This window comes from Streptomyces sp. NPDC101152 (genome assembly GCF_044768275.1).
GTDB lineage: Bacteria > Actinomycetota > Actinomycetes > Streptomycetales > Streptomycetaceae > Streptomyces.
The window spans coordinates 1-13,022 of the sequence record NZ_JBIWPO010000059.1 but is presented as its reverse complement, the minus strand read 5'-3'; the positions used below and the strand labels follow the sequence as shown (position 1 = coordinate 13,022).

Here is a 13,022-nt window from a genome sequence, read left to right as displayed (position 1 = left end):
GCAGCGGTCACCAGGACATGACGCTGACCACCCAGGCTGGCGAACTGGACCTGACCATCTCATACCTCCCCGTTTCGTTTCGCGCGGCCGAGCTGGTCGGATCGCGGGGTGAAGCGATGGTCTCGGTTGCTCGTGGCCGGGTGGGTATGACCGGGGCGCGACGCGCGGGTCTGGTTCTCGAGGGCTCCTCGGGTCGTGAGTGGTCAGGGGCGGTGCCGCGGTTCAGGTGGCCGGCCGGGGCAGGGCCGCGAGGCGGGCGAATGCGCTGGTCAGCTCGTTTCGCCAGGGCCACGTTGCGGAGATCCGCAGGTACAGGCGGCGACCGCCGCGAGTGATGCGGGCAGCTGCGGGCAGCAGCAGCCGGTAGCGGAGCTTCTTCCGCTCGGCGGTGGCCAGTTCCCCCTTCCAGTAGCAGAGTGCGCATCCAGGCGAGCAGGTCGAGGGCGGTCAGGGCCAGCTACAGCCAGGCGATGTTGATGGCGAAGTGTCGCGAGGGAAAGCGGCCGAAGCCGGTGGTCTCGCCGCAGCGGATGCGGTCCTCGACGCGGGCGTGCGCCCGGTGGCCTACTTCCAGGTGCTGACGGGCTCCGCGGAGGTTGATGGCCAGAAGAAGCCGAACGGCTGGTTCACCGCGTACCGCGGCGACCTCGTCGCGGCGGGCGTGGTCCAAGCGGGCGGCCACGGTGGCGACACGGCCGGGCCGACGGTGGCGGCCATGGCAACGAGCCTTCGCCGTAGGGGGTGTCGGTGAGGAGGACCTGGTGGCGCATGCCTCATCGAACGCGCCGACGGCCGCTCCTCCTCCAGCGTCTCCAAGAAGACCACCCTGGTCAATCGCCGGCGACGGCGCCGGATCCAAACGGTCCAAGGCCGAAACCCTCGGCATCCGCCTGGCCACCCCGGACGAATTCGCCGCCCTGATCGTCGACTTCATCGACTGACCCCTCCAACAGGTGTGCCCCGGCTCACCACCGCAGAGGCGACGGGCCGGGAACACTCAAGGACCATTGACCGTTCATCTGGACGTGGCTGCGGAGGGACAGTGTCCCCGGGCCTCACCTACAGCCCATGGGGACGATCGTCCGGCTGAAGCCCCATGGAGCCCGCCGCCGAGAGGCGACCGCCCTCCGCACGCCACCACCCACGGCCCTGGCTGGCCTCCCCCGTCCAGCCAGGGCTCTTTCCACGCCTGAAGGCTTCACGGCCGCCCTCCAGGGAGTTCGTCAGCTGCGGTGAAGCGTCGTCAAGGCGGTGCTCCAGTCGGTGACGACGGCCTTCTGCGCGGCCACGAGGGAGACCTGGCCGGCGCAGACCGCGGTGTGCAGCTTCGTCTCCACCGGGTCCTTCTGGTTGCTCACCCCGGCGCCCTGCTTGTGGCCGGGGTCGGCCTGGCGGAGCTGTCGGCGCCGATGGTGATCGGGCCCTGGCCGGGATCGGCGGAGGAGACGTGGGTGCGCTGGTGGCCGGTCGCGCAGCCGGTGAGCAGCAGCGCGGACACCGTGGTCGCCAGTGTCGCTGTGAAGCGGCGGTTCGTCGTACGGGCCGTCATGGGTTTCTCACCTCAGGGGGCCTGCCGACCGCCCCGGGCAGGGGAGGGGTGCGGGCGGCAGGCGGTCAGGGACGTTGCTCAGCGGTGGCAGTGGGCCCTGCGCTCGCTGGAGGACATCGGGCGGGACTGGGTGTTGACGTAGCCCCGGGGCGTGTTCGCGTTGGGGCCGGACTCGGTGTAGTTGTGGATGTACCAGATGTAGTGGCCGTAGTAGCGGTTGCCGAAGTGGATCTCGTACCAGCCCGTGGCCTGCTGCTTGGCGGTGCCGCGCTCGATCCAGCCGACCCGCCCGGGGGTGATGGTCACCGCGTCGGTTTCACCGAAGGTGTTCGAGGTCTGCCAGGTGTGGTTGTAGGTCGCCTGGATGGAGGCTTCGAAGACCTCCGAGAACTTGTAGGTCGCGGAGATGTTGACGCCGACCGAGTTCGAGGAGCCGGTCGTCTCCGCCCAGTTGACCGACTGGGTGGAAGCCGCATTCGTGCAGTTGTACAGGGACTGGCTGACCTGGTGGACCGGGCCGGTGTAGGTCCAGTAGCTCTGCGGGTGGAACTGGCAGTAGTCCGCCCAGCTGCAGGCGTTCAGCAGGTTGGCGACGCCGGGGTCGCTGTCCGCGAAGGCGGTCTGCGGGGCAGTTATGAGCGAAACGCCCATGGCGAGAGCGGCGACGGCTCCGGCCGCGCGGGAGACGCGCTTCAGGGCGTCGTGCCTGCGGCGTGCGATTGTCATCGATTACTCCAAGTGAGGTTGGATGTCGTCGGTCTTTCCGGTCCGGCTGTGCATGAGTATCCGGCCCTCTGCATAATCTGGCCGGGGTCGTCATGGGGCGATCATATGAAGCCTGCGTTAGGAAACCAGATAACTGAGCGAAATTTGAGGGAGTTTGGCGCTCCATCAGATCTCGGCCAGTTGACCCATGGCCGGATGATTGATCGCATATTGAAGCGACCCGGGCGCTCATGTCATGCGGAGCGCAGCTCGGGACTGATTGCACACAGTGATGAACCATGGGAGAGGCTACGACCGACGGTTGCCGCCGCAGCGCGAAAGGCTGCCGCCTTCGGGGAAGATCGTGGGACTATCGGCTCGGTGGCTGTTCTCCGGCTTCACGGGGAACGAGCCGGGTCCCGATGGTGACGGTCCGCGCCCGGCTGTGGTCGCCGTGGAGGCGGGAGAGGGCGAGGGCGGGGGTCGCTCCGATGGCCCGAGGGTCCTCGGCGACGGCGGTGATGGCGGGACCGAGCACCTCGGCGAGCGGGAAGTTCGTCGAACGTCACGAGCGCGATGTCGCGGCGGCGGGCCCGGGCCACACGCCCGATCCGTACCGATCAAGATGGTTCATCCTACTTCGCGAAGATCATTTCGCCGAGAAAAGCTCAGTGAGCAGTCGAGCCGACTGCTGGCGGAGACAAGCCCCTTATCAGGGACGCACGCGAATGACGGTCTTGCCCTTGCGCCGCTCGGTCGGGTTGAGCGCAGGGACGGCGCACGTTATGCAGACCTGCCGCCCGCAAGTGGCTCGGCATTGCGCCGGGCCGGGCAGTGGCCGGACCTCTGACGCGTAAATAGAACCTGGTCAGCGGTGGTGCGGGCAGGTCTGGAGCCCGGCGGTCCGGGTGGATCGTCGGGGTGGGACCGGGACTGCCTGACGTCCAGGCGGCCGCCGCCCAGCTCCTGCTGGACGGCCTGGTCACCATCAACCATCGCGGCAATCTGGCACTGACCGGGACCGGCGCGGACGTGGCGCGCACCGCCGGGCACCCCCTGCCAGACGCCCTGCTCGCTGCGCTGCGCCGACGTACCGCCGCCACGACGCTCGGCATCATCGCCTTCCACGACCCCGCCTTTCGCGCCGCCCATGCCGAGTTCCACTGGGGTCCTGGCGCGTCCCGCGCCCGCCGGGCGCGCACCGCCTCGAGTTGTCTGGCGGCCACTGGGGTGCTGCTTCTTATCGGGGAGCTCACATTCGTGTTCCTGGCGCTGATTGACCGCCTGCCCCAGGGACCCGTGCAGTGGGCCGCGACCGTGGCCACCGGCCTTGCCGCGCTGGCCCAGCTCGGCCTCCTGGCGCGCTATGGCGACAGGCCCGGCGCAGACGGCCACCGCGTCGCGCCCTTCGAACCGCATGTCCCGCCCGCCCTGCACCCGGCTCTCGCGGAACTGTCCGAGAAGGCCCCGGAGGCCGCGGCCTGGCTGCGTGCAGGACGGCGGCGCACGACCCGTCGCCGCAACCGCGGACGCCGATGACGCCGTGGGCGCGGAACGGCCGCCGCGCGGATGGACTGCTGACTTCGGCGCCGTAGGGTCAGGCCGGTCTGATGTGCGCCCACAGGCCCTCGACCGGGTTGAGGTCGGGCGCATACCCGGGCAGCAGGACCACGGTCAGCCATTCCCGCTCGGCCACGAGCGCCTGCATCGTCTTGGAGGTGTGGGTGCTCAGCCGGTCCCACACCACGATCAGCGGGGCTTTGAGCAGGTGGTGGGCGCCGTCGAGCAGGTGGATGTAGTCGCTCTCGCCGAGCGAGCGGCGCTCGCCCTTGCGGCCGGTATGCCGGCGCAGCCGGTAGCACAGGCGGGCGGGCAGGCCCGGCCGACAGCACAGCAGCCGGGCCACCGACAGCCGGGCCCGGCCACGGCCGGAAAACGCGCACCGTCGGGGTGATGCCGCGCCGGCCCCAGGTGCAGCCCCTGGGCGGATGGCCGGTCACGCCTGCTGGAGCCTCCGTGGATGTGGTGCGGGTCATGGAAGCGCTGGCCGAGCAGGGCGTCACGGTGCTGTTCAAGGCCGATGCCGAGCGCATGCGCGAGGGCAGGAAGCCATGGACATTTGTCGCGAGCGGAGACCCGTTCCACGAGGATCTCCTGGTCCGGACGGGACGCCGTGTCGGTGGAGGCCTGCCTGAGACATGCCTGCCGCAGCTGCGCGAACGCGGGCTGATCATCCCGGAGTAGATCGGCCTGCTCTGTCCGTTGCGCGGTGGGTGGGTCTATGCGGCGGTGGCCGTCATGGCTTCAGCCGAAGCTGGAAAGGCCAGCGCTTCGTCGAACGGTTCGTGGACCTGAATGCAGTGGTGGAGCTGTCCGACCAGGCGGTTGAAGAGGAGAACCGACGGGGGGTCGCCCGGCGCGTAGCGGATGACAGTGAGCGCCGCGTTGGCGTGGTTGATGCCCATCCAGCGCCACTTCGGGGCGTCGAGGGCATCTCGGACGAGCCAGCCGACGAGGAAGTTGTGAGTGATGACGAATTCGTGGCACGGCTCGTCGCCGATGACGGGTCCGGTGAACTTCGCGAGCGCCGACATCGCGAGCCCCGGCCTTTGCTCAAGTTGCTCGGCCGGAAGCTGGCCCAGGAACCCAAGCGTGGCATCGGCCGTCTCCGGCGGCAGCTCCTGTGGCGTCGGCAGGTACGGAATGTAGTCGCCAGCAGCATCCGAGCGGTGCAAGGGGACGCCGTCGAGCCGTTCGCCTACCAGCCGGGCGGTCTGTTCGGCGCGGGCGAGCGGCTCGTGAGCCGCCTCAAGCGGGAGTCCGTACCGTCGTTCTGAGTGATGCGGCGGGCCTGCGGGTGGAGTTCGTCGAACGGCCCGGCTCTCCGCCCGTCTCGCACACCGATGCTTGCCGCCACCGCCGTACTGACCTTCACTCACCTGGCACTTCAAGTCCCGGATCTCGACGACGCAATTCGCCCGCGTGACGCAGGACTGCGGGACTACTGCCGTCTCCCAACCCGCCCCCGGCGTCAATGAAGGCATGCGCTACGCGTCCCTTGCCGCCCCGGAGGGCAATCTGCTGGAGCTGATCGAGACGTCGACTGGTGCGGGTCAGGCGGGCACAGCGCGGCACTACTCATACGGTGGATGGGGCGTGTGGGCGTCGAGTGCCGTCGCGCGGAGGACGGCGGCCATCCGTGTCACGGCCGGCGTCGGCGGGTCGGGCAGGCGGGCCAGGAGCAGGCGCCGCTGTTCTTGCGGGCCGCCGCGGACGGGGAGGACCCGCACTCCGGGAGGTACCACGGAGACGAGCGAGGCAGGAAGGGTCGTCAGCCCGCATCCTGCGGCGACGAGGTGGAGTTTGGCCAGCCAGTCGCAGGCGGTGAAAGCGATCTCGGGGCGCTCGTCCAGGCCGGGCCACACGCCCATCAGGCGGTCCTCTCCTGAGGAGGACCCGGCGATCCAGCGCTGTCCCCGCAGATCGGTCACGTCTACGTAGGTGCCGCGGGCGAGGGGGTGCGTGGCGGGCACCGCGAGGCGCAGGGGGCGTTCGGTGAGTGTCTGCAGGGCCAGTGGGGGTGACTCGGCGTCCGGTGCGCGGAACGGTGGCGCCGAAGCGAGCAGGGCCAGATCCAGGCTGCCCGCCCGCAGCGCGCGGACCAGTGCCGGGGTTCCGCCCTCGCGGCCGACGACCTCCAGGCCGGGATCGCTTTCACGCAGCGCGGCAAGGGCCTGGGGCAGCAGCACGGCGCCGGCACTGGGCACCCATCCCAGCCGGACCGTTCCGGTCTGCTCCGGCAGCCCCGACAGTTCCCTGGCGGTCGCGGCGATCTCGTCGAGCACGACCGTCGCGCGGCGCATGACGACGCGACCGGCGGGCGTGAGCCTGGCCCCGTCGCGCCGCCGCTCCAGCAGTTCGGTGCCTGCCGCACGCTCGATTGCGGCGATCTGCCGGGAGACCGCGGACTGGGTGTAGCCGAGCGACGCCGCGGCCGCGGTGAAGGTTCCCTGTTCGGCTACAGCTCGCAGGACGCGCAACGCAGTGAGTGACACATCAGTGAAGTCCATGACGTTTACGCATGCTAGCTGTTCCGAACTTTCGTTGGACTCATGGATGGCGGGTTCCTAGCGTGGAGGCATGACCACTTCACGCATCGCCCTCGTCACGGGCGCCAACCAGGGACTCGGCCGAGCCATCGCCGAGGGACTCGCGGCCCGCATGGACCCGCAGGACCTGGTCCTGCTCACCGGCCGCAGTCAACAGCGTGTCGCGGACGCCGCCCGGGAAGTCGCCCAACTGTCCGCCACCCGCGCCCGGGTCGAGGGCCGGGTCCTGGATGTCACGGACACCGACGGCATCGCCCGTCTCGCCGAGGACCTGCGGGTCCGCCACGGAGGAGTGGACATAGTCATCTCCAACGCGGTCGCCCGGCTGCTCCCCGAGGAGTCGCAGTCGGAGCGGGCCGATGAGTTCATCGACGTCTCAAACACCGCCACGCACGCGATCCTGCGCTCCTTCGGCCCCGTGCTGCGCCCGGGCGGCCGCCTGCTCGTCGTGGCCAGCAGCCTGGGGACGCTCGGTCACCTCGACGGCCGACTGCACCACCTGTTCGACAGCGCGAGCCTGGACCAGGTCGAGTACGCCGTAGAGGCGTGGCGCAGCGCCATCCACCACAAAACCGCGCAGGAAGCGGGCTGGCCGCTGTGGCTGAACGTGCCCGCCAAGGTGGCCCAGGTCGCCGCCGTGCGCGCCGTCGCCGCCGAACGCCGCGCCCGGGACCTGGCAGACGGCAGGCTCGTCGCCGCCGTCTGCCCCGGCATGGTCGACACGGCGACCTCGCGCCCGTGGTTCAGCGACTACAGCCAGGCCCAGTCGCCCGCCCGGGCCGCTGAGGCCGTCCTCGATCTGGTCTTCGCCGAGCACGTCGACCCCGAGCTCTACGGCGAGCTGGTGCGCTTCGGCAAGGTCCTGCCCTGGCACGACGGCACGCCACCGGTCGAGCAGGACTCGATGCTCGTCCCCTGACCGCACCCGTTGCCGTCCGCAGCACCCGGTGGCCGCTTCAACATCCAGCCTTTTCGCAAGGAGTCCCCCTCATGAGTGCCCTCACCACCCCGTTCGGTTTCGCCAGCACCGCCGGCGAGGTCGTGTCAGGAATCGACCTCTCCGGCCGCCGCGCGGTCGTCACCGGCGCCTCCTCCGGCATCGGGGCGGAGACGGCCCGCGCCCTGGCGGCCACCGGCGCGGCCGTCACCCTCGCCGTGCGGGACCTCGTGGCGGGCGAACGCGTCGCCAAGGACATCACCGGATCCACCGGCAACCAGGCCGTGCGAGCCACGCACCTCGACCTGACCGACCCCGCGTCCATCACGGCCTTCACTACCGCCTGGCAAGGCCCGCTGCACGTCCTGGTGAACAACGCGGGCATCATGGCCTGCCCCGAGCAGTTCACCGAACAGGGCTGGGAATGGCAGTTCGCCACCAACCACCTCGGCCACTTCGCCCTCGCCACCGGCCTGCACAGCGCGCTGGTCGCCGACGGCAACGCCCGCATCGTCGTGGTGAGTTCCACCGGCCACCAGCAGTCACCGGTCGTGTGGGACGACGTCAACTTCGCCTTCCGCCCCTACGATCCGTGGCTCGCCTACGGACAGTCCAAGACGGCCAACGTCCTGTTCGCGGTGGAGGCGACCCGACGCTGGGCCGACGACAACATCACCGCCAACGCCCTGATGCCGGGCGCCATCTACACGAACTTGCAGCGGCACACCGGCGGCCGGGGCAGCGGCCGCGTCCCGGCCGAGCTGATCAAGACTGTCCAACAGGGCGCCGCCACGTCAGCGCTCCTGGCCACCTCACCGCTGCTCGAAGGCATCGGCGGCCGCTACTTCGTCGACTGCAACGAGACCGAGACCGTCGACCGCCGCTCCGGCACCCTGCACGGCGTCGCCCGCTACGCCGTCGACCCGGCGGGCGCGCGGCGCCTGTGGGACCTGTCCCAGGACCTGATCACTGGCGCCGCGTGATCGGAACGCGCGTCCCCGCTAGTGATCTGGTTCACGGTGTGAAGTCCCGCGAGATCTTGGACAGCTTGGTCCCAGAAGATGGTGGACGTCACCGGTAGATGCTGGACGGCCGCTACGTCCTCGTGCGTACGACCGCCTTGAACTGCCTGATCGGCTTGTCGCTGGTGCGGGTGTGGGTGGACAGTTCGACGTCGCCGTCCAGGACGCGGAAGACCGCGTCCTCGATGAGGATCGTCACGGTCTTCCCGGCGCGAGCCCGGCCGGTGTCATCGGTCCGGCCGCCGTCTTCCGCCGTGCCTCATGATGCGGCCCGCGGCCGTGGAGGGCGGCCGTGATCCTCAACCGCCGGGTCTGGGCCCGGCCCGGCAGCTGCCGCACTGGCCCTACTTCCAGGCCGTCGATGATGCCCTCACCCGGCGGGGCATCCCGCCGGTCACCCTACGGGCCGACTACCGGTATCCGCGGTGCGGTGACCGGCTGTTCATCGTGCTGGGGCGGGACACCAGTCGTACCGCCGCCCGCACGGGCGGCATCCGCCTCGACTGGGACGAGGACACCAGCGGACGAGGCGGCCTCCCGGGGCCGGGCGGCCGGCTTCGCAGCCGCGGCGGTGACGCCGCGGCGTTCGCGGTCCCGCAGCACCCACTCCCGCAGGTTGGCCCGGTTGATGCCCAGGTCGGCGGCGATGCTCTTGTACGTCGCCCCGGACGTGGACTCGTACAGGGCCACGGCATCGGGCTGCCGAAGCCGCCGAGGACGCACGGTGTCAACGGCCGGCCGCCCAAGCACGGCCCGGAATTCCGCTTCACCAAGCCGGAGACCTGGCCCGTGCCCGCGATCACCACGGTCACCGACACCGCCAACTACGGTAAGGCCGAAACCCAGGCATGGGACCGGGTCCACCCCCGGCTCACCCACCGCTCCTCATGGCTCGACCACGACGGTGAACTGCCCTTGGCGGAAGGGACGTTGATCCGGCCCCTGGTACCACGCTGCGATCCGGCGTGCGGATGACGTCTTGAGGACGAGGGCGTGGATAGTCATTACGGGGTGCCGCGGGCCGGATGTCAAAGCCAGCCATTGCGTTTGAAGCTGCGGTGCAGGAGGAAACAGGCGGTGGCGATGAGAGCGAGGACGAGGGGGTAGCCGAAGGGCCAGTGCAGTTCGGGCATGTGGTCGAATCTCATGCCGTACATGCCGGTGACCATGGTGGGCACCGCGATGATCGCCGCCCAGGCGGTGAACTTGCGGGCGTCCTCGTTCTGGCCCACGGCCACCTGCGCGAGGTGGGCCTCCAGGATGGAGTCGAGCAGGGCGGTGAAGCCGGTGATCTGCTCGATGGCACGGTCGAGGTGGTCGGTGACGTCCCGGAAGTACGCCCGTATCTCGGGGTCGACGGCGCGCAGGGGCCTGGTGGAAAGAGTCTTCAGGGGGCGGGCGAGCGGGACGACGGCCCGTTTCAGCTCCAGCAGTTCGCGCTTGAGCTGGTAGATGCGGCCGGCGTCCGCGGTCTGGTTGCCCTGCGGGGAGAAGACCTCCGTCTCCACCGCGTCGATGTCGTTGTGGACCGCGTCGGTGACCGTCAGGAAGTCGTCGACGACGTGGTCGGCTATGGCGTGCAGGACTGCGGAGGGCCCCTTGGCCAGCTGCTCAGGGACGGCTTCCAGTTCCTCGCGCAGCGGGCCGAGGGAGCCGTGGCGGCCGTGGCGGACGGTGACGACGAAGTCCGGGCCGGCGAAGACCATGATCTCGCCGGTGGTGACGACCTCGCTGGTGGCGGTGAGTTGCTCGTGCTCCACGTAGGCGACCGTCTTGAAGACGGCGAACAGGACGTCGTCGTACTGCTCCAGCTTGGGCCGCTGGTGGGCTTGGACGGCGTCCTCGGCTGCCAGGGGGTGCAGGCCGAACAGCGCGGCGACCCGGGCGAACTCCGTCTCGGACGGTTCGTGCAGGCCCAGCCACACGAAGCCGTGCCGCTGTTTGCGGACTCGGGCGACGGATTCCTCGACGGTGGATACGGCCTCCTGGCGCTTGCCGTCGCGGTAGAGGACGCAGTTTACGACGGCCGAGCCGAGGGGGGAGCGAGCCGGGTGGCTGAGGTCCACACGGCGGCCTCGCCGCCCCAGGCGCGCCACTTTGCGCAGGTTGCCGACCATCGACATGCGGTACTCCTTCGCCAGGTCCGGTCAGTGTGCCAGGCGACCGTAAGACCGGGCCTACAGGGACGTCAGCGGCGAAGAGGCCAGTGCCACGAAACGATGGCCAGCTCACCGCGGCTGCGGTCCCGATGCCGGCACCGTCGCAACCGGGACCATGCTCACCCATCTCTCCAACATCCTTCAACTCATCCCGCCAGACCTTGAATTCGGCGCCCCTCCGGGCGGGCGAACCCACCGCCGGCAGGAGATTCACGCGCCCCAGGCGCCCATCCCCGCTCAGGCGAAGGCCGCTGACGCCCCGCAGGGTGCCGCCCGGCAGGCGGAAGCCGCCGACCACCCCCTCGTGGAGGCTGTCAGCGGCGTGGAGCAGGCCCTGGAACGGCTCGACAAAGCCCTGATGGACGAAGGCGCCGCACTAGGGCGGACCACGGCGACACCGAACACCTGCAGAGCCGTGTGCGGAAGGCGGGCAGGATCCTCGCGAAGGTCCCTGTGCCCACTGACGACGTCGTTAGCTGGCGATACGCATTCCCCCGGGCACCTACCGGGTGGAGATCGCGTGGACGGCGGCGCCGTACGAATTCTTCGGGGAGCACTTCGACGGCGTTGCGTACGCCGCGACCCGCTTGTGCATCAGTGACGACCCCGTTGTCGGGTGGCAGATGAGTCTGGCTGTCGACGACGACATCGACCAGCTACAGCCGGGCGAGCAGCCCCGCTTCAGCTCCGACGCCAACGTGGGCTGCTTCGCCGACGCCGGCGCATGGAGGGCTTTGAGCGCGCCGTTTCGCGCTTACGTGGACGATAAGCCGGTGCCGCGCGAGGCGGAACTTCTGGCCGAGTGCGAGCGGCTCACCGACGAGTCCGAACAAGCCGATCTGGTCACGTTCACGGCAGAGTCGGGCGGCGTCGTCTGGCTGGGCCGCACCAGGACCGGCGACGTGGCGGCGATCGTCGTGACCAGCGGCATGCCCATTGCCAAGGCGCAACGCGGCCGCTCTGAGCACGGCTTGGACGATGAGCGCTGAGAGCTGCCGCCCCGGCCAGAGCTGGTCGGACCCGATCACAAGCCGCCTCAAAGCACTCCGCGCCGGGCTGAAACAGGGCGCCGAACTCCCCTTCACCTTCATCGGGGACCTCGGCGAGGCGGTCTCCGGCCGCAACGCCGTCGCCTTCCTCAACAAGTGCCTCCCCTTCCGCCCCGTCTACCGCGCCGACCTGCTCCGCCAGCAGGCTGCACCCAACTCGCCGACCAATATGACGCCGCAGGCGCCCAACTCCCCAGCAGAGTCGCCTCGTGGGCATCGGCGGACTCACCGGACGGGAGCAGGACGCGGTGGAGGGCCCCTGTCGCGCACTCCCGGAGGTTCGGCCGGGCGCGACGATCTGCGTGCGCAATGTCGCGGTCGCGACCCGGCGGTCATGTACGAACGCTGTCGGGTTCTTGTTCGACGGCGTACTCTGCCGGAGTGCTAGCTGGTATGGACACCACCCGCCTGAGGGTCTTCCGTGAGGTCACCCGGCAAGGCTCGTTCACCGCGGCAGCGGATGTGCTGCACATCAGTCAGCCCGCCGTCTCCCAGCATGTCGCCAAGCTCGAGCAGGAGCTCGGCTGCCGGTTGCTCGAGCGGTCCCCGCGGCGGGTGCGCCCCACGTCGGCGGGCGAGGTCTTCCTGCGTCACGTCGAGTCACTGCTCGCCGGGCTGGACGACGCCCGCCGCGAGTTGGCCGCCCTGACCCGCTCGGACTGCGGGCAGCTGCGGCTGACCGTGTTCCCGAGTGCGGTCGCCACCTTCGTCCCCTCTGCGGTGGGCGCGTTCCGCGCGGCGTTCCCGAAGGTGCGGACCGTCCTGACGGAGGCGGATCCGCCGATCGCCCTGGCCCGGTTGCTGGCCGGGGACACCGACTTAGCCGTGGTGTACGACTATCCGCTGGTCGGCGCTCCGGTCGACCCTCGGTTCGATCAGACACTGATCGTGGCGGATCCCATGGCCGTGGCGGTGCGCGCGGATTCCGCGTTCGCAGCGCACGGATCGGTGCCGTTGGCGGCGTTGTCCGGGCAGGAGTGGATCGCGCCCGGACCGTCAATGTGCCGCGACGCCTTGAACGAGGCGTGCCGCCGCACCGGCTTCGGTCCGAACGTGGTGTCCGAGACCAACGACTATCAGGCGATGCTCGGTCTCGTCGAGGCGGGAGTCGGCGTGGCGGTGGTGCCGCGGCTGGTGGGCGCCATGGCCCGGTCTCGTTCGATCGCTCTCGTGCCGCTTGCGGCGACCAGACTGCAACGCGTCGTCTCAGTGGCCTGTCGTTCCGGTTCCGCCCTGACACCCGCGATGGAATTCATGCGGTCGATGCTGTGCGGCGCCCTCGCCGGGCAGCACACCGAAGTACGCGAGGTCGACACTCCCGCACTCTCGGCATGATCCCTTCCGAGCCGGCCGCAGCCGGTGTGGGCGCGGGGCGTCTCCGTCGCGAACTCTGCGCTGCCCCGTTACCTTTCTCGTGGCCCCGCAAAAGGGGCGCCTGGCCCCCGGGTCCGGTATGGCTGTTTGCCCCCTGTCGAACGGATGACCTGGGGGG

13 protein-coding genes and 4 pseudogenes are annotated in these 13,022 nt (G+C 69.9%); 8 read left to right on the top strand and 9 right to left on the bottom strand.

What is annotated here, in order from left to right:
* Window positions 1-222: 222 nt before the first annotated feature.
* A pseudogene (locus ACIRVK_RS39590) lies at window positions 223-589 on the bottom strand (transposase); the annotation flags it as partial.
* A gap of 183 nt (window positions 590-772) precedes the next feature.
* Between ACIRVK_RS39590 and ACIRVK_RS39585 the strand changes: the two are divergent.
* A pseudogene (locus ACIRVK_RS39585) lies at window positions 773-941 on the top strand (BRCT domain-containing protein); the annotation flags it as partial.
* A gap of 282 nt (window positions 942-1,223) precedes the next feature.
* Here the strand turns inward: ACIRVK_RS39585 and ACIRVK_RS39580 are convergent.
* The 3 genes from ACIRVK_RS39580 to ACIRVK_RS39570 all read right to left on the bottom strand — a co-directional run bounded on the left by ACIRVK_RS39580 (window position 1,224) and on the right by ACIRVK_RS39570 (window position 2,275).
* A complete protein-coding gene (locus ACIRVK_RS39580) occupies window positions 1,224-1,358 on the bottom strand; it encodes a hypothetical protein (protein ID WP_404256011.1) in 135 nt (44 codons plus the stop codon).
* Complete coding sequence (locus ACIRVK_RS39575; RefSeq protein ID WP_404256009.1) at window positions 1,355-1,549, bottom strand: hypothetical protein; 195 nt, start codon at window positions 1,547-1,549, stop codon at window positions 1,355-1,357. Before ACIRVK_RS39575 ends, ACIRVK_RS39580 begins: the two co-directional genes overlap by 4 nt.
* A 78-nt stretch (window positions 1,550-1,627) precedes the next feature.
* Window positions 1,628-2,275 carry a hypothetical protein gene (locus tag ACIRVK_RS39570; RefSeq protein WP_404256007.1) on the bottom strand — a complete coding sequence of 216 codons (648 nt, stop codon included), beginning with the start codon at window positions 2,273-2,275 and terminating at the stop codon, window positions 1,628-1,630.
* A 900-nt stretch (window positions 2,276-3,175) separates the two neighbouring features.
* Here ACIRVK_RS39570 and ACIRVK_RS39565 point away from each other — a divergent pair.
* On the top strand, window positions 3,176-3,793 hold the full coding sequence (locus ACIRVK_RS39565; protein WP_404256005.1) for a hypothetical protein: 618 nt from the start codon (window positions 3,176-3,178) through the stop codon (window positions 3,791-3,793).
* A 58-nt stretch (window positions 3,794-3,851) separates the two neighbouring features.
* Here the strand turns inward: ACIRVK_RS39565 and ACIRVK_RS39560 are convergent, their stop codons facing one another.
* On the bottom strand, window positions 3,852-4,160 hold the full coding sequence (locus ACIRVK_RS39560) for a transposase (protein ID WP_404256003.1): 309 nt from the start codon (window positions 4,158-4,160) through the stop codon (window positions 3,852-3,854).
* Between the two features lie 128 nt (window positions 4,161-4,288).
* On the opposite strand from ACIRVK_RS39560, the gene ACIRVK_RS39555 reads away from it, so the two are divergent.
* Window positions 4,289-4,498 (top strand): hypothetical protein, encoded by a 210-nt coding sequence (locus ACIRVK_RS39555; protein WP_404256001.1) that lies wholly within the window; start codon window positions 4,289-4,291, stop codon window positions 4,496-4,498.
* A gap of 35 nt (window positions 4,499-4,533) precedes the next feature.
* Here ACIRVK_RS39555 and ACIRVK_RS39550 read toward each other — a convergent pair.
* Window positions 4,534-5,116, bottom strand: a pseudogene (locus tag ACIRVK_RS39550) (hypothetical protein); the annotation flags it as partial.
* A 272-nt stretch (window positions 5,117-5,388) separates the two neighbouring features.
* Window positions 5,389-6,324 carry a LysR family transcriptional regulator gene (locus tag ACIRVK_RS39545; RefSeq protein ID WP_404255999.1) on the bottom strand — a complete coding sequence of 312 codons (936 nt, stop codon included), beginning with the start codon at window positions 6,322-6,324 and terminating at the stop codon, window positions 5,389-5,391.
* A gap of 70 nt (window positions 6,325-6,394) precedes the next feature.
* Between ACIRVK_RS39545 and ACIRVK_RS39540 the strand changes: the two genes are divergently transcribed.
* Both ACIRVK_RS39540 and ACIRVK_RS39535 read left to right on the top strand, forming a co-directional pair.
* Window positions 6,395-7,282 carry an SDR family NAD(P)-dependent oxidoreductase gene (locus ACIRVK_RS39540; RefSeq protein WP_404255997.1) on the top strand — a complete coding sequence of 296 codons (888 nt, stop codon included), beginning with the start codon at window positions 6,395-6,397 and terminating at the stop codon, window positions 7,280-7,282.
* A gap of 71 nt (window positions 7,283-7,353) precedes the next feature.
* Entirely contained in the window at window positions 7,354-8,283 is a 930-nt protein-coding gene (locus ACIRVK_RS39535) for an SDR family NAD(P)-dependent oxidoreductase (protein WP_404255995.1), read from the top strand.
* Window positions 8,284-8,395: 112 nt separating this feature from the next.
* Here ACIRVK_RS39535 and ACIRVK_RS39530 read toward each other — a convergent pair whose 3' ends face one another.
* Entirely contained in the window at window positions 8,396-8,521 is a 126-nt protein-coding gene (locus ACIRVK_RS39530; protein WP_404255993.1) for a hypothetical protein, read from the bottom strand.
* A 62-nt stretch (window positions 8,522-8,583) separates the two neighbouring features.
* Between ACIRVK_RS39530 and ACIRVK_RS39525 the strand changes: the two are divergent.
* Window positions 8,584-9,261, top strand: a pseudogene (locus tag ACIRVK_RS39525) (transposase); the annotation flags it as partial.
* 89 nt (window positions 9,262-9,350) lie between these two features.
* Here the strand turns inward: ACIRVK_RS39525 and ACIRVK_RS39520 are convergent.
* A complete protein-coding gene (locus ACIRVK_RS39520) occupies window positions 9,351-10,445 on the bottom strand; it encodes a magnesium and cobalt transport protein CorA (protein ID WP_404255991.1) in 1,095 nt (364 codons plus the stop codon).
* A 512-nt stretch (window positions 10,446-10,957) separates the two neighbouring features.
* Here ACIRVK_RS39520 and ACIRVK_RS39515 point away from each other — a divergent pair.
* Window positions 10,958-11,470 (top strand): DUF4241 domain-containing protein, encoded by a 513-nt coding sequence (locus ACIRVK_RS39515; RefSeq protein ID WP_404256051.1) that lies wholly within the window; start codon window positions 10,958-10,960, stop codon window positions 11,468-11,470.
* Window positions 11,471-11,923: 453 nt separating this feature from the next.
* Entirely contained in the window at window positions 11,924-12,865 is a 942-nt protein-coding gene (locus ACIRVK_RS39510; RefSeq protein ID WP_404255989.1) for a LysR family transcriptional regulator, read from the top strand.
* Window positions 12,866-13,022: the final 157 nt, after the last annotated feature.